The sequence below is a fragment of the Streptomyces sp. PTL18 genome, from assembly GCF_059510295.1.
This window is the reverse complement of record NZ_JCAJZO010000001.1, coordinates 911,043-931,934: the sequence shown is the minus strand read 5'-3', so window position 1 is coordinate 931,934 and position 20,892 is coordinate 911,043. Positions and strand designations below refer to the sequence as shown.

Genomic DNA, 20,892 nt, shown 5'->3' with positions numbered 1-20,892 from the left:
GGAAAGAGTCGGTCGCGGAAGTGTCCCGTCGCCGCCGGCGAGTGAACCTGGATCCAGGCTTACTGGCGGTAAGGAGGGCTTTGGGTCTGTCGTTCCGGCGACTTCTCATGTGGATACGGGTTGCTGTCTCCGGTGAAGTCGGCCGGATTCATCCGCTGTTTTCGTCATTTCGATTCGCGGCTGTCTCTGGAATTCCTGGCTTTTGTAGAACTGTTCACGCGAGCCCTGCCGCGTTCTGTCCCGCTCGGGTCCGTCCCGTTTCCCCGGAAAGGAATCATCATGCCCGCAGTGAGCGCGCTCGAGGCGCAGGAGTGGTTGATCGAGAAGGTCGCGCACCGCCTCGGTGCGGAGCAGACCGAGGTCTCGCCGGAGATGTACTTCGACGAGATGGACCTCGACTCGACGGAAGCCCTGATCCTCGCCGGCGAGATCGAGAACTGGCTGGGGTTCGAGCTCAGCACGACGACGCTGTGGTACCACCCCACCATCAAGGAGCTGGCCGCTCACATAGCGGAGGAGAGCGACCGACGTGCAGCCTCCGCGTAGCGCCGAACGGCCCGTCATCCACCGCTACCGCGTAGCGGCGAGGGGCAGGCACACCGTCTACCTGGTCCATCCCGGCGCGCTCGACGTGTCCGTCCACAGCGGCCTGGCGGAGGCTCTCCCCACGGGCGTGGGGCTGGCCGTGCTCGACCTGGGAGGTCTGCCGGAGTACTGGCAGGCCGCGCTCACCGGCGGCCGTGCCGCCACCACGGTCGACGCCCTGGCCTCCCGGTTGCTGACGGCTCTCCGGATTGCTCACATGGAGGGTGACCATGTGCTGGCAGGCTGGTCCTTCGGCGGCGTGGTGGCGCACGCCATGGTCGGTCTGTCCGCGCCGCACCGCCGTCCCGGACGGCTGATGCTGCTGGACAGCATCGCGCCCGTGGAGGCCTACAAGCAGGACGACGACGCCCTCGAACCGTCCCTGCTGCTCGGCTGGTTCACCATGTACCTCGGCGCCAAACGGGACCGCCCGCTGCCGCTCGACGCGGAGCGGCTGGCCGGCCTCGGAGTCGACGACGGACTGAAGCTGGTGCTGGAGGCCGCCATCGCCGCAGAGGTGCTGCTGCCCTCCACTCCGCTCCCAGGACTCCGCAAGCTCTATGACACCTACGTCGACGGTCTGCTGCGCAACAACCGTCTGACGAACCCGCACCACCCGGTGCCGGCGCCGGTTCCCGTGGTGCTGGTCAGGGCCGAGCGCAGCCTCATCCCCGGGGACCGCACGCTGGGCTGGGAGCCCCTGGCCCCCTACGGCCTCGACGTGCACTCCTGCCCGGGCGACCACTACACCATGCTCACCCGCCCCGACGCCGCGGCCGCCGTCGCGTCGTTGCTCGATGCCGCCTGACCACCGATACCGGGAACCTCAGGTGCCCCGGCATCCAGAACCAGCAGAACTTCGCCGGTTAGGCCCACCCTCCTCCAACGAGGCCGGGCCGTACTGCCCTGCCCCGACACTCGAGAGAGCCTCGCTGTGAACGTTTCGCAGGATTCCGACCTCGACCGCCGCCTCGCCCGCGACCCGATCGCCATCGTCGGTCTGTCCGCCCTCTATCCCAAATCCCCCGACCTGAGGGAGTTCTGGGCCAACGTCGCGGCGGCGGCCGACTGCATCGAGGACGTGCCCGCCACCCACTGGGACGTCGACGAGTTCTACGACCCCGACCCGGCGGTGCCGGACAAGACCTACGCCAAGCGCGGCGGTTTCATCCCGGACACGCCCTTCAACCCGCTCGAGTTCGGACTGCCGCCGAACACCCTGGAGGTCACCGACGTCCTCCAGCTGCTCAGCCTGGTGGTCGCCCGCGACCTGCTCAAGGACGCCGGGGCCGACCAGTCCTGGTACGACGCCTCGCGCACCGGCGTCGTGCTGGGCATCACCGGCGCCAACCAGCTCACCCAGCCTCTCACCGCCCGCCTGCAAACCCCCGTCCTGAAGGAGGTCGTCCGCAGCTGCGGCCTCTCCGACCGGGACGCCGACGAGATCGCAGCGAAGTTCCGCCTCGCCTACGCCCCCTGGGAGGAGAACTCCTTCCCCGGCATGCTCGGCAATGTGGTCGCCGGACGGATCGCCAACCGGCTGGACCTCGGCGGAATCAACATGACCGTCGACGCCGCGTGCGCCAGCTCGCTGGGAGCCGTCAAGGCGGCCGTGAGCGAGCTGCTCGAACGACGTGCGGACACCATGCTGGTGGGCGGCTGCGATGCCGAGAACACCATCTTCATGTACCTCTGCTTCAGCAAGACCCCGGCGCTCTCCAAGTCCGGCCGCATCCGGCCCTTCGACCAGGACGCCGACGGCACGTTGATCGGCGAGGGCATCGGCATGCTGGCGCTGCGCCGGCTCAGCGACGCCGAGCGGGACGGCAACCGCGTCTACGCCGTGCTGCGCGGCATCGGCGCCGCCAGCGACGGCCGCTTCAAGTCCATCTACGCCCCGCGCAAGGAGGGCCAGGTCCTCGCCCTGGAGCGGGCCTACCACGACGCGGACTGCTCCCCGGCCGACGTCGAGCTCTTCGAGGCGCACGGCACCGGCACCGCCGTCGGCGACGCCACTGAGCTCAGCTCGCTCGCCGCCGTCATCACCGCGGCCACCGAGGAGCGGCAGTACGCGGCCGTGGGCAGCGTCAAGTCGCAGATCGGGCACACCAAGGCGGCGGCCGGCGCGGCCGGCCTGATCAAGCTGGCGCTGGCCCTGCACCACAAGGTGCTGCCGCCCACCATCAACGTCGACCGGCCCCATCCGGCCGTCGACTTCACAGGCGGCCCCTTCTACGTCAACACGCAGCTGCGGCCCTGGATCCGCGACCCGCGCCGTCCGCAGCGCCGGGCCGCCGTCTCGTCCTTCGGCTTCGGCGGGACCAACTTCCACGTGGTGCTGGAGGAACACGGCGACGGCGAGGACCTCCGGGTGATGTCCCCGGTCGCCGAGGTGCACCTGTGGCACGCCCCCGACACGGCGGCGCTCACCGCCGCACTCGCCGAGGGCGCGCCCCCGCAGGGCGGCCCCGTCCCCGAGGACCACGCCCGCGTCGCCTTCGCCGCCCGCGGCGCCGAGGACGCCACGGCACTGCAGGAGCTCGCGCTGCGCGAACTGCGGGCACGTCCGGAGGCCGACTCCTGGTCGCACCCGAAGGGCGTCTTCTTCCGCCGCCACGCCGCCGCGACCGGGGAGCGCGGCAGGATCGGAGCGCTCTTCGCCGGGCAGGGCAGCCAGTACGTCAACCCGGGCATGACCGCCGTGCTGGCGCTGCCACCGCTGCGCGCCGCCTTCGACCGCGCCAACCGGCACTTCCAGGGCGCCGAGCCGCTGTCCCGGATCGCCTTCCCGCCGCCCGTCTTCGACGAGGCCGCGCGCACGGCCCAGGAGACCGCACTGCGCGCCACCGAGTACGCGCAGCCCGCCATCGGCGCCCTCGCCGCCGGCCAGTTCCGTTACCTCAGCGAGCTGGGCTTCGCACCGGAGGGCTACCTCGGGCACAGCTTCGGCGAGCTGACCGCGCTGTGGGCGTCCGGGGCGCTGGACGACGACACGTACTTCGCCCTCGCCCGGGCCCGGGGCGCCGCGATGGCGCCGCCCGCCGGGCCCGGCTTCGACGCCGGGGCGATGGCCGCCGTCGGCGCCCCGGAGGAACGGGTGGCGGAGCTGCTGGCCGCCATCCCGGGGCTGCACGTGTGCAACCGCAACGCGCCGGACCAGATCGTGGTCGGGGGCGCCACCGAGGCCGTGCAGCGGCTGGTGGCCGCCGCGGGCGAGGCCGGGATCAAGGCGTCCCGGCTGCCGGTGTCCGCGGCCTTCCACACCCCCTACGTCGGACACGCTGTGGAGGCGTTCCGCGCCCACGTCGAGGCCGCGGCGGTGGCCGAGCCGCACGGCGCCGTCTACGCCAACACCCGCGGCGCCGTCTACGGCGCGGACCTCGCGGCCAACCGCCGGATCCTCGCCGAGCAGCTCATCCACCCGGTGGACTTCGCCGCCCGGGTCGAGGAGATGTACGCGGCCGGGTTCCGCACCTTCGTCGAGTTCGGGCCGAAGAGCGTGCTCACCCAGCTGGTACGGCGCGTTCTCGGCGAGCGCCCGCACACCGCGCTGGCTGCGGACGCCGGTCCGGGCCGCGACGCGGACCTCGCGCTGAAGCAGACGGTGGCCCAACTCGCCGTTCTGGGGCTGCCGCTGAGCACCGCGGACCGGTACGCCGCCCCGCCGGCGGAGCGGGGGGCGGTCAAGGGCATGGCGATCACGCTCAATGGCATCAACTACGTCTCGCCGGAGCGGAGGGCCGCGTACCGGGAGGCGATCGAGAACGGCTACCGGATAGCCGCACCGACCGCGCTCTCCGCACCGACCGCGTCGAACGCCTCGTCCGGCCCCGTGCCCGAGCCGGCGGCGCCGCTGCCGGCCGCCTCCCCGCCCGGCGCGTTCGCCGGCGCCCTCCAGCCGACAGCCGACACCGAACGGGGCACCGTCGCGGCCGTCGCCACGCTGCCGGTGGCCCCTGCGCCGTCCCCCGCCCCTGCCCCCGCACCCGTCCCCACCGCTCAGGAGACCGCATCCGTGGACAACGACCGTCTGGCCAACGTGATCGCCGACCACCTGGCGCTCCACGACGATTACCTCAACGGGCAGTTGAACAGCGCGCAGCGCCTCGCGGGTCTGCTGGAGCGTGCCTACGACAAGGGGCAGCTGGACCAGGTGCTCTCCGGCGTCACCGCCGTCAAGGATCACAGCCTGGCCATCGGCCGCACCCACCTGCGTGCCAACGAGATCCTGTGCGAGCTGGCCGGACTGGAACTCGGCGCGGCTCCGGCGACCCAGACTGCCCCGGCTGCCGTGACTGCCCCCGCGTCCACACCGGAGGCGTACGCCTCGCCCGCCCCGGCCGCCGTCCGCGCCCCGGTGCCGCAGCCGGTGGCCGTCCCCGCCGCACCCGCGGTCGCGGCGCTCCCGGCCCCGGCCCCGGAACCCGCGCCGGTCGCCCCCACGCCGGTTGCGGCTGCTGTTGTGGGGTCTGATGGGGCGACGGTGGCTTCGGTGCTGCTGGAGGTGGTGGCGCAGAAGACGGGGTATCCGGCGGAGATGCTGGAGCTGGGGATGGATGTCGAGGCGGATTTGGGCATCGATTCCATCAAGCGGGTGGAGATCATGGGTGTGCTGCACGAGCGGTTCGCCTCGGGTGTGGCTGCGAGTCCGGAGCAGTTGGCGGAGTTGCGGACGCTGCAGGACATCGTGGGCTTCATATCCGGCCAGGATGCGCCCGCCCCGCAGACCGGCCCGTCCGCCGACTCCGCCCCGGCCCCGGCGTCCGAGCCGGAAGCCGCCCCGGAGCGCGGGCGGATCGGCCGGGCGCAGGCCGCCCTGGCCGAGCTGCCCGTCCCCGACCAGCTGGTGAACGCCTACCCCGAGTCCTCCGGCGCGCTGTTGGTGGACGACGGCGGTGAGCTGGCTCCCGAGATCGCCGCGAAGCTCCAGACCCAGGGCTGGAAGGTGCACGTGCTGCGGCTGCCCGGCGTGCCGCAGCGGGTGGACGGTGCGGTGGACCACGCGCTGACCGGCTGGGGCGTCACCGAACTCGCCGCGCGGGTCGAGGAGGCGCTGGGCGAGCGGATCAGCCTGGTGCTCGACCTGTGCACGGTGCCCCCGGCGGACTGGGCGGAGGGTGTGCGCCGCCTGGCGCACACCCTGCTGGTGGCCAAGCACCTGGTGGAGCCGCTGAGCACCGCCGCCACCTTCGGCCGCACCGCCTACACCACGGTCACCCGGCTGGACGGCTCCTTCGGCCTCGGGGGCGTCGACGAGCAACTGGCGCCGATCGGCGGCGTCGCCGGGCTGGTCAAGACCCTGGCCGTGGAGGCTCCGGAGGTCTTCTGCCGGGCCATCGATCTGGCTCCCGGCCTGGCGCCCGGCGCCGCCGCCGCGCTGGTGCTCGGGGAGGTGCACGACGCGGCCACCGAGCCCGTCCAGGTCGGCCACGACGGTAGCCGCCGCGTCACTCTCACCCTCGCAGAGCAGCCGCTGCACCCGACGGGCGCACAGCCGCAGCCGCTGAGCTCCGAGGACCTGCTGGTCGTCACCGGAGGCGGGCGCGGCATCACCGCGGCCTGCGTGGTGGAGCTGGCACGGCGTCACCGGCCGGGCCTGCTGCTGCTCGGCCGTACCCCGCTGGAGGAGGACCCGGAGTGGGCGCGCGGGGTGCAGGACGACGCGGCGCTCAAGGCCGCCGCCGTCGCCGACCTGAAGGCCGCGGGCGAGAAGCCCACCCCGAAGCGGGTCGAGCAGGCCTACCGGGCCGTAGTCGGCGGGCGCGAGGTGCGCGCGACCCTGGACGCGCTGCGCGCGGCGGGCAGTCACGCCGAGTACCTGGCGGTGGACATCACCGACCCGCAGGCCGCGGCGGCCGCCCTCGCGCCCTACCGGGACCGGGTCACCGGCCTGGTGCACGGCGCCGGGGTGCTCGCCGACCAGCTGATCGCGCAGAAGAAGGCCTCCGAGATCGAGCGGGTCTTCGCGCCCAAGCTGGCGGGGCTGCGGGCCGTGACGGCCGCGCTGGACGCGGACGCGCTGCGGCACGTGGTGCTCTTCTCCTCGGTCGCCGGCTTCTTCGGCAACCGCGGCCAGTCCGACTACGCGATGGCCAACGAGGCGCTCAACACCTGGGCGGCCTCCTGGAAGCAGCGCCACCCCGCCGCCCGGATCACCTCGCTCAACTGGGGCGCCTGGGACAGCGGCATGGTCTCCCCTGAGATCAAGGCCGTCTTCCGGGAGCGCGGGATCACCCTCATCCCGCAGGAGACCGGCGTCGCGATGTTCGCCGACCAGTTCGCCGACGGGCGCGCGGACGACGTGGTGACCGTGCTGGGGCCGACCACCCCGCTCTCCGAGCGCGTTCCGGCCGCTCCCGTCGCCTCCCGCACCGTCGAGCGGCGGATCGCCGAGCTGGCCCGGGAACCGATCGTGGCCGACCATGTGATCGGTGAGGCACCGGTGCTCCCGGCGGCCGTGGCCCTCGGCTGGGCGATCGGCGCGGTGGAGCGCGCCACCGGCGGCGAGGTCCGCCAGGTGCGGGAATTCTCGGTGCAGAAGGGCATCGTCTTCGACGGCACCCAGCCGGAGGACTGCCGCCTGGTCATCAGCCCGCTGCCGGAAAGCCCCGGCGCCGTGCAGGCGGCGATCCGCTCGGTGAGCCGGGACGGCGCGGTGCGGCCGCACTACGCCGCAGTCCTGGACAGCGCGCCGGCCACGCCGCAGGCGCCCGTCGCCGGGCTGCCCCCGCTGGGCGGCGGCCGGGCCGCCGACGGCCTCTACGCCGACGGCACCCTCTTCCACGGACCGTCGCTGCGCGGCATCCGGCGCGTGCTCGCCGAGGAGGAGTCCCGGCTCGTTCTGGAGTGCGCGCTCGCCGAGCACCGCACCGCGGGCGGCGCCTTCGCCGGTGCCCGCTACGCCCCCGGCACCGCCGACCTGCTGCTGCAGGCCACGCTGGTGTGGGTGCGGCTCTTCCGAGGCAGCGCCGGGCTCCCGCTCGGCGTCGGCCGCGCCGAACTGCACCACCCGCTGCCCGACGGCGGGCCCTTCCTCGTCCTGGTGCAGCCCGACTCCACGGGCTCGGGCGCCGAGGCCCGACTCACCGTCACCGCCTGCGCCCCCGACGGGCGGGTGCTGACGCGCCTGAACGAGGTCTCCGTGATCTCGGCGCCGCAGCTCACGGCCAAGTTCGTCGTCGGCTGACCGGCCCGTCCGCATCCGACTGACGACCTGACCCGGTCGGCCCGGCCGGCGCGCCCGTACGCGCCTGCCGGCCGGGCCGACCGACTACGGAGGGACCTCGCTCTGATGAGCAAGTACGCCATCGTCGGCCTGTCCTGTCTCTTCCCGGACGCCCGCACCCCCGCCGAGTTCTGGCGGAACCTGCGCAGTGGGGCGGACGCCCGCCGGGAGGGCGGTGACGAGATCTTCGGCGCAACGCCCGAGGACGCCGACCTCGACCCGCGGCACCGCATCTACTGTCGCCGCGGGGGCTTCATCACCGACTTCGCATTCGACCCCACCGGCTACCGCCTCGACCCCGGGCAACTCGCCGGCCTCGACCGGATCTTCCACTGGTCGCTCCACACGGCCCGCGAGGCTCTGCGGGACAGCGGCTACGACGCCCGGCCGGAGACCCTCGCCCGCACCGCGATCGTCCTCGGCAACTACTCCTTCCCCACCCCCACCTCGGCCCGGATCAGCATCCCGTTGGCCCAGGAGGCGGTGCTGGAGGGCCTGCGCCAGGCCGGGCTGCCCGCACCGGCCGGGCTCCCGGCGGGCGTTCCGCTGGTCGACGCCGACCTGCTGCGCAGCGAGAACCTGCGGGTCAGCGGTTCCCCGGCGGCCGTCACCGCCGCCGCGCTCGGCCTCGGCGGCCCGCGCTACGCGCTGGACGCCGCCTGCTCCTCCGCGCTCTACGCGCTCAAACTGGCCTGCGCACACCTCGCCGCCGGGCAGGCCGACCTGGTGCTGGCCGGCGGCGTCTGCGCCCCGGATCCCACCCTCATCCACCTCTCCTTCAGCGACCTGCACGCCTACCCGGAGAGCGGCTTCAGCCAGCCCTTCGACCACCGCTCCGAGGGCATCCTCACCGGCCAGGGCGCCGGGGTGGTCGCCGTGAAGCGGCTCGTCGACGCGCTCCGCGACGGCGACCGCATCCACGCCGTCATCGACGGCATCGGCCTGAGCAACGACGGCAGCGGACGCCACCTCCTCGTCCCGCAGGCCGGCGGCCAGCTCGCCTCCTACGAACTCGCCTACGCCGAGGCCGGCGTGGACCCTTCCGCCATCGACTACCTGGAGTGCCACGCCACCGGAACCCCGCTGGGCGACGCCACCGAGGCCGAGTCCGTCGCCGCCTTCTTCGGCCGCCACGGCAAGGTACCGCTGATCGGCTCGGTGAAGGGGAACATCGGGCACCTGCTCACCGTCGCCGGGCTCAGCAGCTTGCTCAAGGTCATCCTGGCCATGGACGAGGGCCACATCCCGCCCACCATCGGCGTCGAACAGCCGGTGCGCTCCAGTGACGGCCAGGTGGGGGAGGGAGTGCTGGTCCGCGAGGGCCGGCCGTGGCCCGAAGGGGTGGGACCGCTGCGCGCGGCCGTCTCCGCGTTCGGCTTCGGCGGCACCAACGCGCACGTCGTGCTCTCCGCGCCGGAGGCCGCGGAGACCTGGGAGCCCGTCGAGGAGCCTCCGGCAAAGCTGCCCGCGCTGGACATCGTCGGTCTGGGCGCGCACTTCGGCCCGCTGGACTGCGTGGACGCCCTCGAACGAGCCGTTTACGCGGGCGCGGACGCGTTCGGCCCACTGCCCGAGCGGCGCTGGCGCGGTCTGGAGCAGACCCACGGCGGAACGCTCGAACAGGCCGGGCTGGCGGGAGAGTCCGTGCCGCGCGGCGCCTACGTGGACGGGGTGGACATCGACCCCGTCGACCACAAGATCCCACCCGCCGACCTGCGCACCTACAACCTCCAGCACGCGCTGGCCACCCAGGTCGCCGACGAGGCGCTGCGCGACGCCGGGTACAGCCGGACCGTCCCGCCGGGAGCGAACGCGCCCGAGCCGCGGCGGATCGCGGTGGTGGTGGCGATGGAACTGGAGCCGTACACCCACGCCCGGCTCACCCGGTACACGCTGGCCGGCTTCCTCCGGGAGCAGTTCGAGGCCGCCGGAGTGGAGCTGACGGAGGAGCAGCTCGCGGCGGTCGCGGCGGTGGGCCGGGACGCGGTGGTGCCGCCGATCGTGGCCAACGAGGTGCTCAGCTACATCGGCAACGTGATGGCCGGCCGGATCTCCTCGCTGTGGAACCTGACCGGCCCGTCCTTCACCGTCTCGGCGGAGGGCTCGGGGACCGCGGAAGCCCTGGAGGCCGCCCGGCTGCTGCTGCTCGATCCGGGCATCGAGGCGGTGCTGGTCGGCGCGGTCGACCTCACCGGTTCCGCGGAGCACCTGCTGCTGCACCCCGACGTGGTCTCCGAGGCGGGCCTGACCTTTGCCCAGGGCGCACGCGGCCTGCGGATCGGCGAGGGCGCCGGCGCGGTCGTCGTCACCCGTAGCGGTGAGTCCGAAGGCCGCCGCGTCCACGCCCGCCTGGACGCCCTCGCCCTGCGCACCGCCCAGGCCCGCGACGGCGCGGCACCGCAGGCGGACGCCGACACGCTGGCCGCCACCGCGGAGGCGGCCCTGGCCGCAGCCGGGATCTCCGCCGCGGAGGTCGGCTACGTCGAGGCTCACGCGGCGGGTACCGACCCCGAGGACGACGCCGAACTCACCGCACTGGCACGGGTGTACCGCCCTGCCGGGCACCCCGGGCCGGGCACGGTGGAACGGGCCGGGGCCGAGGACGGCCCGACGGCCGGTGCCGGGGACGCCACGGCAGCCTCGCGCCAGGACCTCGCCGAAGGAGCGGCCGCCCCGCGCGGCGCCCAGGCGCCGGAGCGCGGCGAAGGTCCCGCGCGCGCGTCCGGCGACACCCCGGACCCGCTCGGCGATGCCCCGGCCCTGAACGACCCCGCCGACCCGACGCGCACCGTCGCGCTGGGGAGCGTCAAGGCTCAGCTGGGGAACGCGGGGTGCGCCTCCGGGATGGCGGGGCTGATCCGGACCGTGCTCTGCCTGCATCACGGCCATCTGCCCGGCACCGCCGGGTGGCAGCGACCGGCCGTGGAGTTCGCGGAGGGCTTCGCCAGTTCCGCGCTCTACGTGCCCGAGCGGTCGCGGCCCTGGCTGCGTTCCTCACGGTGGGCGCGGCGGTATGCCGCCGTCAGCATGCTGGGGGCCCGCGGCGTCTGCGCCCACCTGGTGCTCTCCGCGGACGGGACCCGCGGGCGCACGGTGGACGCCGACTGGCAGCGGGCCGAGGGCCCGGTTCTGCTGGCGCTCTCCGCCGGGAGCCTCGATGGCCTGCTGGCCTCCGTCGAGCGGCACCGCGGACTGCTGGACGGCGGCGCAGACCCGCTGCCGCTGGCCCGCGCGGCCGCCCGCGAGCTCCCCGGCGCGCCGCTGCGCGCGGTGCTCGTCGGCCGGAACGCGGCCGACCTTCGCCTGCAACTGGAACTCGCCGCCCGGGACATCCCCGGCGCGCACGCCGCCGGCGGTGAGTGGGCCACCCCGGCCGGCTCCTACTTCACCGCCCGCCCGATCGGCCCGGAGGGCAGGGTCGCGCTGGTCTACCCCGGCGCGTTCAACTCCTACCCGGGCCTCGGCCAGGACCTCTTCCGCGCTTTCCCCGGCTTGCTGGAGCACTTCGAGGCGCAGGCCGAGGAGCCCTCCCGCCAGCTGCGCTCCGCCCTGCTCCACCCGCGCACCGTGGTGACGCCGGGACGGCGGGAGCTGATGGAGCTGGAGTCCGCGCTGGGCGAGGACGTGCCGTTCATGCTGGCCACCGGCACCAGCTTCGCCGTCCTCTACACCCACCTGGTGCGGGAGATCCTGGGCGTCACCGCGCACGGCGGCTTCGGCTACAGCCTGGGCGAGTCCAGCATGCTCTTCGCCACCGGCGGCTGGCTCGCCGAGGGCCGCCGCGACGATCTGATCAGCACCACGCCGATCTTCCGGGACCGCCTGGTCGGCCCCCGCCGTACCGTGCGCGAGCTGTGGCAGGACATACCGGCCGGGACCCCGGACAAGGACCTGTGGGCATCGCACGTCCTGCTCACCGACCGGCGGACCGCCGAGGCCGCGCTGGCCGGATACGACCGGGTCTTCCTCACCCACATCAACACCCCCGGCGAGCTGGTGATCGCGGGTGACCCCGCGCAGTGCCGCGCGCTGATCGAGGAGTTGGGCTGCCCGGCGGCACGCTCGCCGGTCAGCGTGGTGATGCACTGCCCGGTGGTGGACGCCGAACTCGACGGCCTGGCCGGGCTGAACGACTACCCGACCGGCTCCATCGAGGGCCTGGAGCTGTTCTCCGCGTACGACTACCAGGAGCTGCCCGGTCTGGAACGGGAGCGCATCGCCCGGCGCATCGCGCACACTCTGCGCTCCACCATCGACTTCCCGCGCCTCATCCGCACCGCCTACGACCGCGGCCACCGCTACTTCATCGAGGTCGGCCCCGGCGCCACCTGCTCCCGCTGGGTGCGCGACACCCTCGGCGAGCAGCCGCACGTTGCGGTCTGCGTGGACCGGCGCGGCGTGCCGGCCACCAAGTCGATCGCCCAGCTGGTCGCCCGGCTCGTCGGGCACGGCCTGCCGGTGGACCTCACGGCTCTGCTCGGCGCGGAGGCCGACGCCGAAGCGCCCGCCCCGGCCCGGCGCACGGCCCGGTTCCGGGTGGGCGGCGGCGACCCGGTGCCGGAGCGGGTAGCCCGCGGGGTGCGTGCCATCGCCCCGGCCGCCGACCTGCTGACGGACCGTCAGTCGGCTGCTCGGCCGGTCGCTCAACCGATCGCCACGCCGGTGGCCGTGCCCGTCGCCGCCGCCTCCGGACCCGTTCTTTCCGGACCCGCCTCGGCCCCCGTCCCGTCCACCGCACCGGAGGAACCCGATCCCATGCCCGCCGACCCGACCGTCGTGGACCCCGAGGCCATCGCCTTCGACGGCGACCCGATCGCCTTCCTGCCGTGGGCACCGGCGAGCCCTGAGCAGCCCGCCACCGCAGCCCGCGACCTTCGCGACCTCCCCGTCGCACCGACCGCCCCGGACTCGCCCGCCGACCCGGACAGCACCGGCGCGCCCACCGCGGACCTGGTGCGGGAGCTGCGCCGTCAGATGATCGCCACCCACTCGGTGGTCATGGAGACCCAGCGCGTCCTCCAGGACGCCACCCTCAGCCGTGCCGAGGCCCTGCTCGCCGGGGAGCCGATCCCCTCACACGCCCCGCCGGCCCCGGACGTCCCCCTGCGGAGTGCGCCCGCACCGCTGCCCCCGACGGCGCCCGCGCCCGGAACCGCCCCGGCCGCCCCGGCCGCAACCGCCGCGCCCGAAGGCGGCCCGCTGGAAGGGGTGATCTGGGACGAGACCGCACTGCTGGAGTTCGCCACCGGGTCGGTGGCCGAGGTGTTCGGACCGGAGTTCGCGCCGATCGACTCCTACGCCAAGCGCGTCCGTCTGCCCGCACCGCCGTACCACTTCGTCACCCGGGTGACCGAGCTGGACGCGCGGACCGGCACGTTCGGCCCCGCCACCATCACCACCGAGTACGACATCCCCGAGGACGCCTGGTACCTGGTGGACGAGGGCGCACCGCCGGCCGTCACCGTCGAGGCCGGCCAGTGCGACCTGCTGCTGGTCAGCTACCTGGGCATCGACTTCCGCAACAAGGGAGAGCGGGTCTACCGCCTGCTGGACAGCTCGCTGATCTTCCGCGGCGGGCTGCCCCGGGCCGGGCAGACACTGCGCTACGACATCTCCATCGACCGCTTCGTGCACAACGGCGACACCACGCTGTTCTTCTTCAGCTACGACTGCTACGCCGACGACGAGCTGATCCTCGAACTCCGCGACGCCTGCGCCGGGTTCTTCAGCAAGCAGGAGCTGGACTCCTCGCTCGGCGTCGTCATCACCGACCGCGAGCGCGCCGAGCGCGCCGCCCTGACCAAGGGGTACTTCAAGCCCCTCGCCCACACCGGCAGGACCCTGCTCACCGCTGCCGACCTGGAGCTGCTCGCGCAGGGCCGGCACGGTGAGGTCTTCGGACCCGAGCACGCCCAGGACGAGGGCCTCAATCCGGCACTGCGGCTGCCGGACGCGATGCTGCGGATGGTGGACGAGGTGACGGTGGATCGTCTCGGCGGCCCGCGTGGTCTCGGCAAGCTCACCGCCGTCAAGCGCCTGGCTCCGGACGCCTGGTACTTCACCTGCCACTTCCCCGACGACCCGGTGCTGGCCGGCTCGCTGGTGGCCGAGGGCGCGGTGCAGCTGCTCCAGATCTACCTGCTCTACCTGGGCATGCACCTCACCCTGCCGGACGCCCGCTTCCAGACCGTCCCCGACCAGCGGATCGACGTCCAGGTGCGCGGCCAGGTCACCCCGGAGCACCGGGAGATCCGCTACGAGGTCGAGATCATGGAGATCACGCTGCTGCCGCGGCCGACCGTGATGGCGGACATCCTGGTCCACCTGGGCGACAAGCCGGTCATCAAGATGCGGAACCTCGGCCTTCAGGTGCGGGAGAAGGACGGCACCCCGTACCGCCCGGAGAGCGGGGGAGTGCCCGCCTTCCTCGGTCGCCGCAACCGCAGCGGCGAACCCGCGATGATCAACGAACTGCACCTGGCGCACGCCGCCAAGGGCCTGCTGGACATGGCGATGGGCCCGGAGTTCGAGATCTACCGCAGCAGCCGCGCGCCCTACATCCCCAACGGCGACTTCCAGTTCGTGGACCGGGTGATGTCGCTCGAGGGCACCCGTGGCGACCTGGGCCCCGGTTCCGAGATGGTCACCGAGTACGACTCGCCCGCGGACGCCTGGTACTACCGGCAGAACTCCTACCCGCACATGCCCAACTGCGTGTACATGGAGACCTCGCTGCAGGCGGCCATCTTCCTCGGCTACTACCTCGGCGCGACTCTCAAGGACCCCGGGCAGCAGTACTCCATCCGCAACCTGGACGGCCGGGCCACCCTGGTGAAGGACGTGGACCTGCGCGGCAAGACCATCCGCCACCGCTCCAAGCTGCTGATGACCAGCGCCGTCTCGGGAGCCGTGCTGCAGAACTTCTCCTACGAGCTCTCCGCGGACGGCGAGGTCTTCTACACGGGCGAATCCCTCTTCGGATACTTCAGCGAGGCCGCGCTCGCCAACCAGGTCGGCCTGGACAACGGCAGCTACGTCGCACCCTGGATCGAGCAGGAGCAGCCCGCCGCCGAGCGGGTGCGCCGCATCGAACTGCCCGCGGAGGCTCCCGCGTTCACCGACCCCGCCGCCGGGCACCTGCACCTGCCCGGCGAGAACTTCCACCTGGTGGACCGCGTGGACCTGGTCGCCGACGGCGGCCGGCACGGCGCCGGCTACCTGCACGGCCACCGCCAGGTGCGGCCCGACGAGTGGTACTTCGACTGCCACTTCCACCGCGACCCGGTGATGCCCGGCTCGCTCGGGGTGGAAGCCGTGCTGCAGGCCATGCGGCTGTTCGTGCTGGAACAAGGACTGGCCGAGGGCATCGAGAACCCGCGCTTCGCGATGGCCACCGGTGTGGAGATGAGCTGGAAGTACCGCGGCCAGATCCTCCGCAACGACGGCGAACTCCGCTTCGACGTGCACATCAAGGAGGTGCGGCGGGAGGCCGACCGGCTGCTGCTGATCGCCGACGCGGACCTGTGGAAGCCGGGCCTGCGCATCTACGAACTCACCGACGCGGCCATCGAGGTTCGCTCCGCCCCCGACCACGCCTGAACCAGCCTAGGAGCTGCGTTTCCCATGCCCACCAAGCACCCCCAGACCCCGCTGCGCTGGTACGGCGACGGCTCGCCCAGCACGGACCCGGCCGGCGTCTACCAGGTCCTCGCCGACCTGGAGAACCCCTGCTTCATCGTCGGTACCCCGCGGGGCCCCGGTGCCGTCTCCGGCGGCACCGCGGCCCCCACCGGCCAGGGGCCCCACCTCCTGGCCGCTGCCGCCCCGCTGCCCCCGCACCGGCTCGGCTCCTCCGCCTTCACCGCCGCCCACGGCGTGGGCCGGCCCTACATGGCCGGGGCCATGGCAGGCGGCATCGCCTCGGCCGACATGGTGATCGCGCTGGCCCGGGAGGGCTTCCTGGCCTCCTTCGGCGCGGCCGGGCTGCTGCCCGAGGTGATCGAGAAGGCGCTGCTGCGGTTCGCCTCCGAGATCCCCGGGCTGCCGTACGCCGTCAACCTGATCCACAGCCCCAGCGAGGACCGGCTGGAGCGCGAGGCCGTGGAGCTGTTCCTGCGTCACGGTGTGCGCTGCGTCGAGGCGTCCGCCTACATGGACCTCACGCCACACGTGGTGCGCTACCGGCTGGCCGGGCTGCGGCGGGACGAGGCCGGGCGGATCGTGGCGGACAACCGGCTGATCGCCAAGATCTCCCGCCCGGAGACCGCCGAGCGCTTCATGCGCCCTGCTCCCGCCGCCACCGTCAGCGCCCTGCAGGAGCAGGGACTGATCACCGCTGAGCAGGCCGCGCTCGCCCACCACCTACCGCTGGCCGACGACATCACCGTGGAGGCCGACTCCGGCGGCCACACCGACCGCCGCCCGCTTCCCGCGCTGCTTCCGGCCATCCTGCGGTTGCGCGACCACGTGCAGCGCGAGCACCGCTACCCGGTGCCGATCCGGGTCGGCGCGGCAGGCGGCCTCGGCACCCCGGTCGCGGTCGCGGCGGCCTTCACCATGGGCGCGGCCTATGTCGTCACCGGCTCGGTCAACCAGTCCTGTCTGGAGTCCGGGGCCTCCCCGGCCGCCAAGGCGATGCTCGCCGAGGCCGGCATCGCGGACTGCGAGATGGCCCCGGCCGCCGACATGTTCGAGATGGGCGTCGACCTCCAGGTGCTCAAGAAGGGCACGCTCTTCCCGATGCGCGCCCGCCGCCTCCACCAGCTCTACCAGGCGTACGACGGCTGGGAGGCGCTGCCCCCCGCGGAGCGCGCCCGGCTGGAGCAGCAGATCTTCCGCCGTCCGCTGGAGGACGTCTGGCAGGACTGCGTCGCCTACTTCGAGCGCCGCGACCCGGACCAGCTCACCCGCGCCGCGGGCAGCCCCAAGCGCCGGATGGCCCTGGTCTTCCGCTGGTACCTGGGCATGGCATCGCGGTGGGCGGTGACGGGGGAGCAGGGCCGGGCGCAGGACTACCAGATCTGGTGCGGACCGGCCATGGGCTCCTTCAACGACTGGGTCACCGGGAGCTACCTGAAGAACCCCAGCAACCGCCGGGTCGCCGATGTCGCCCACCACCTGATGCGCGGCGCCGCCTTCCACACCCGCCTCGCCCAGCTGCGCCTGGCGGGCGTGCACATCCCGGCCGGCGCCTCCGACTACCGCCCCATCCCGCTGGAGACCCCCGCCGGCATCGCACCCACGGCAGGCGCCAGGTGAGTGCCGCCCTGACCCCTCAGGCGCTGGAGCAACTGCTCGGCGACCCGGGCGACCCCGCCAACCCGTACGGCTACGCCGCCGCCGTCGCCCGCGACGAAGCGGACGCCTTCCCCGAGCAGCTGTGCGAGACACTGCGCCACACGGGCTTCCACCTCACCTACCTGCCGAAGCGGTGGGGTGGCGCCTTCGAGTCCTTCGACCGCAGCCTGACGCTGGTCCGCGCGGCGGCGCGCCGAGACGTCACGATCATGCCCGGCACCATGTTCAGCATCATCGCCGCCACCTGCCTGCAACTGCACGGCACCGAGGAGCAGCAGGAGCGGGTGGCGCGCATCCTGCGGGACGGCGGCGCCGTCGCCTTCGCGCTCACCGAAGCAGACCACGGCAGCGACCTGCTTGCCGGGGAGGTTCGGCTCGACGCGGACGGGCTGCTGCACGGCGAGAAGTGGCTGGTCGGCAACGGGCTGCGGTGCGAGGCGATCTACGTCGTGGTCCGCACCGGCGAACGCGGGCCAGGCGCCTTCACCTCCTTCCTGCTCGATCTGACCGACGAAACCGTCGACCCCGACGACCTGACCCGGCTGCCGGCGCCGCGGACCGGCGGCATGCGCGGCATCGACCTCGCCACGCTGCGCTTCGACGGCCTCCCGGTGCCGTGGGGCGCCCAGGTCGGCAAGGAGGGCGAGGGCCTGGAGGTCGCCATCCGGGCGCAGCAGGCGGTGCGGCTGATGAGCACGGCGGGATCGCTCGGTATCGCGGACACCGCCCTCCGCCTCACACTCGAGTTCGCCGACGAGCGCCGCTTCGGCCGTGCGGTGCTGTCCGCGACGCCGTACGCGGCACGGGAGTTGTCGATCGCGTCGGCCGCGCTGCTGGCGGCGGACGCGGTGGCGCTCTGCGCCGCCCGCGGTGTGCACGTGGTGCCGGAAGCGTTCAGCGTCTGGGGCCTGGCCGCGAAGCACCTGGTCGCCGAGGCAGCCGAGGACCTGTTGCGCCGCTGCGGCACCGTGCTGGCGACCCGCTCGGTGCTGCGCGAGCAGACCCCCGGGGACGGGGTGTTCCAGAAGCTGCAGCGCGACTCGGCCGTCGTCCGCGTCATCGACGCCAGCCCGTACGCCAACCTGCGCGCCTACTGCGGCCAGCTGCCCACCCTGCTCGCCACCACCGAGTCGCCTGCGCAGGAGACCCTGCGCCGCATCTTCACCCTGGACACCGAGCTGCCGCCCTACGAGCCCGCCCGCCTCGACCTGATCGCGCGGGGTGTGGACCCGGTGCTGGGCGGGCTGCCGACCGTGGCCGCGTCCGTCCGCGTGGCGCTGGACCACGACACGTCGGACCTCGTCGCCCGACTGTCCGTGGCCGCCGCCGGCCTCGCCGCGGAGGCGGAGGCCGCGCGCCGGCCCGGCGTCGACCCCAACGCCCTCGCCGACCTCGCCGAGCGCTATGCCTGGCTGCACGGGGCCGCCTGTTGCGTCCACCTGTGGTGGGCCAACCGCGAACGCCCGCTCTACGGCGCCGAGCCCGGCGCCACCGGCTGGCTGCGCGCCGCTCTCGCCTACCTGCTGGCCCGAGCCGAGGGCACCGATCCCCGGTGGTGCGGTCCGCACCTGCTGCCCGCTCTCGGCGCCCTCGGCGCGCTGCGCGAGCAGGGTCTGCTCTTCACCGCCACCCCCGTCCGCCTCGCCGCGAAGCCCCAGGAGGCCGCTGATGCCCAAGGCTGATCTGACCGCACTGGCCGCCCGGTTGGAGGAGTTCCTCGGCTGCCCGCACGATCCTGCCGGCCGGACGCCGTACGCCCGGGTCATGGAACTGGACGAGCGGGGAGCGCACTCCTGCGAGCTTCTCCAGTTGCTGCGCGGCTGGGCTGTACCGGAGTCCGTCCTCGTCGGCGAGCTGTCAGCCTCCTCCGTCCGCCTCGCCGCGAAGCCCCAGGAGGCCGCTGATGCCGAAGGCTGATCTGACCGCACTGGCCGCCCGGTTGGAGGAGTTCCTCGGCTGCCCGCACGATCCTGCCGGCCGGATGCCGTACCCCCGGGTCATGGAACTGGACGAGCGGGAATCCTATCCGTACGAGTTCGTCCAGATGCTGCGCGGCTGGGGAGTGCCGGAGTACGCGCTGCCCAGTGAGCAGGGCGGCCGCGCGGGCGACGTGGAGGCCGAGTTCAACCTGGTCCGGCTGGTCGCCCGGCGCGACCCGGCCACCGCCACCGCGCTGATCATCACCAACCTGGCCTTCATGCCGGTGTGGATCGCCGGCACCGACGAGCAGAAGCGCCGGATCGTCGAGGCGGTCAAGCACGGCCACCGGCTCTCCTGGGGCCTGTCCGAACGCGCCTACGGCAGCGACCTGCTGGCCAACGCCATGACCGCGACCCGGGTGGACGGCGGCTACCTGCTCACCGGCGAGAAGTGGCTGATCGGCAACGCCACCTGGTCGGACGGCATGGTGGTCTTCGCCCGCACCGGCGAGCGCGGCGGCACGGGCGGCTTCTCCGTCTTCGTGCTGGACAAGCGCACCGCCCCGGTCGGCAGCGTCCAGGAACTCCCCGGCGAGCGGCTGCACGGCCTGCGCGCCATGGACATCAGCGGCCTGCGGGTGGAGGGCGTCTTCGTGCCGGAGGAGGCCCGGCTCGGCGCCGAGGGCCAGGGCCTGGAGACCGCCCTCAAGGCCACCCAGACCGCTCGCGCCCAGATCAGCGGCATCGCGCTCTCCGCGGTGGACACCGGCCTGCGGCTCACCCTGGACTTCACCGAGGGCCGGATCATCCTGGGCCAGGCCGTCAGCGACATCCCGTACAGCCGCCGCCAGCTCACCGAGGTCTTCGCCGACCTGCTGGTGGCCGACGCGGTCAGCCTCGGAGCGGTGCGCGGGCTGCAGGTGACGCCGCAACAGGTCAGCGTCTCCTCCTCGGTGGTGAAGTACTTCGTGCCGACCCTGCTGGAACGCACCATGTCCCAGCTCGCCGTCGTGCTCGGCGCCCGCTTCTTCCTGCGCGGTCACCCGCACTACGGCGTCTTCCAGAAGATGCTCCGTGACCTGCTGGTGGCCAACTTCGCCGACGGCAACACCGTGGTCAATCTGCGCAACCTCGGCCACCAGCTGCAGCCCCTCCTGACCACCGCCGTCAGCGGGGACGAGCGGCTGCGCGCCGAGGCGGTGCGCAACGCCGCCGTGCTGTACGGCATCGATCAGTCCATGCCGCCCTACCGACCCTGGCTGCAGGAGCTGTTCAGCCGCGGCCGGGACGACACGGTGCTCGCCGCGCCGGACGGCCTGGCCCGGCTGCGCGCCCTGGCCGAGGAGGCCAAGGACGACGACCAGCGCGCCTGGCTGCTCCGCGCCGTCGACACCGCCGAGGAACTGCTCGGCCACACCGCCTCGCTGGCGGAGCGCTGTGAGCGGCTGCGCGCCGAACTGGGCCGTGCCCATGGCCAGTCCGCCGAACTCTTCGACCTGGCCAAGGAGTACTGCCTGGTGCACGCCGCCGCCGCATGCGTGCTCACCTTCGTCCACTCGCACGGGGCCCTGGAGGAGCCGCTGCCCAACGGCGCCGTGCTGCTGCTCCAGCTGGAACGGCTGCGTCGGCACCTGCGGCCGCACGAGGGCGTCACCGACCAGGCCGTGGTGGACGAGGTGATGGGGGTGCTGCGGCACTTCCACCGTGAAGACCGGCTCTTCTCGCACTGGCAGTTCCCGCTCGCCACGCGCGCCGTCGACCAGGACGCCGTCCGCCATTGACCCCCGAGGAGGGCCCCGGCGTGAGCCCCGCCCCGCAGACGCCGCCCGTCTCACCCCGGGACCCGTCACCTGGGAAGGCCGCCGC

8 protein-coding genes are annotated in these 20,892 nt (G+C 73.4%); all 8 read left to right on the top strand.

The features are described 5' to 3' along the window. Window positions 1-279: 279 nt before the first annotated feature. The 8 genes from AC5WS8_RS04235 (at window position 280) to AC5WS8_RS04200 (ending at window position 20,807) form a co-directional block, all read left to right on the top strand. Window positions 280-546: an acyl carrier protein gene (locus tag AC5WS8_RS04235; protein WP_496101873.1), complete on the top strand. Its 267-nt coding sequence runs from the start codon at window positions 280-282 to the stop codon at window positions 544-546. Beyond that, a complete protein-coding gene (locus tag AC5WS8_RS04230; protein WP_496101872.1) occupies window positions 530-1,393 on the top strand; it encodes a thioesterase domain-containing protein in 864 nt (287 codons plus the stop codon). The genes AC5WS8_RS04235 and AC5WS8_RS04230 overlap by 17 nt, the downstream gene beginning before the upstream one ends. 126 nt (window positions 1,394-1,519) lie before the next feature. Then, on the top strand, window positions 1,520-7,771 hold the full coding sequence (locus AC5WS8_RS04225) for an SDR family NAD(P)-dependent oxidoreductase (RefSeq protein ID WP_496101871.1): 6,252 nt from the start codon (window positions 1,520-1,522) through the stop codon (window positions 7,769-7,771). 105 nt (window positions 7,772-7,876) lie between these two features. Then, on the top strand, window positions 7,877-15,409 hold the full coding sequence (locus AC5WS8_RS04220) for a beta-ketoacyl synthase N-terminal-like domain-containing protein (protein ID WP_496101870.1): 7,533 nt from the start codon (window positions 7,877-7,879) through the stop codon (window positions 15,407-15,409). A gap of 24 nt (window positions 15,410-15,433) precedes the next feature. Next, entirely contained in the window at window positions 15,434-17,068 is a 1,635-nt protein-coding gene (locus AC5WS8_RS04215; RefSeq protein ID WP_496101869.1) for a PfaD family polyunsaturated fatty acid/polyketide biosynthesis protein, read from the top strand. Then, complete coding sequence (locus AC5WS8_RS04210; RefSeq protein ID WP_496101868.1) at window positions 17,065-18,789, top strand: acyl-CoA dehydrogenase family protein; 1,725 nt, start codon at window positions 17,065-17,067, stop codon at window positions 18,787-18,789. Before AC5WS8_RS04215 ends, AC5WS8_RS04210 begins: the two co-directional genes overlap by 4 nt. Then, a complete protein-coding gene (locus tag AC5WS8_RS04205) occupies window positions 18,776-19,024 on the top strand; it encodes a hypothetical protein (protein ID WP_496101867.1) in 249 nt (82 codons plus the stop codon). Before AC5WS8_RS04210 ends, AC5WS8_RS04205 begins: the two co-directional genes overlap by 14 nt. Continuing rightward, window positions 19,011-20,807, top strand: a complete 1,797-nt coding sequence (locus tag AC5WS8_RS04200; protein ID WP_496101866.1) for an acyl-CoA dehydrogenase family protein — start codon at window positions 19,011-19,013, stop codon at window positions 20,805-20,807. Before AC5WS8_RS04205 ends, AC5WS8_RS04200 begins: the two co-directional genes overlap by 14 nt. Window positions 20,808-20,892 lie beyond the last annotated feature (85 nt).

Bases quoted from the DNA above. Each gene is read 5' to 3' on its own strand.
- AC5WS8_RS04235 (WP_496101873.1), top strand. From the start codon at position 280: ATGCCCGCAGTGAGCGCGCTCGAGGCGCAGGAGTGGTTGATCGAGAAG.
- AC5WS8_RS04220 (WP_496101870.1), top strand. From the start codon at position 7,877: ATGAGCAAGTACGCCATCGTCGGCCTGTCCTGTCTCTTCCCGGACGCC.
- AC5WS8_RS04205 (WP_496101867.1), top strand. From the start codon at position 18,776: ATGCCCAAGGCTGATCTGACCGCACTGGCCGCCCGGTTGGAGGAGTTC.
- AC5WS8_RS04215 (WP_496101869.1), top strand. From the start codon at position 15,434: ATGCCCACCAAGCACCCCCAGACCCCGCTGCGCTGGTACGGCGACGGC.
- AC5WS8_RS04200 (WP_496101866.1), top strand. From the start codon at position 19,011: ATGCCGAAGGCTGATCTGACCGCACTGGCCGCCCGGTTGGAGGAGTTC.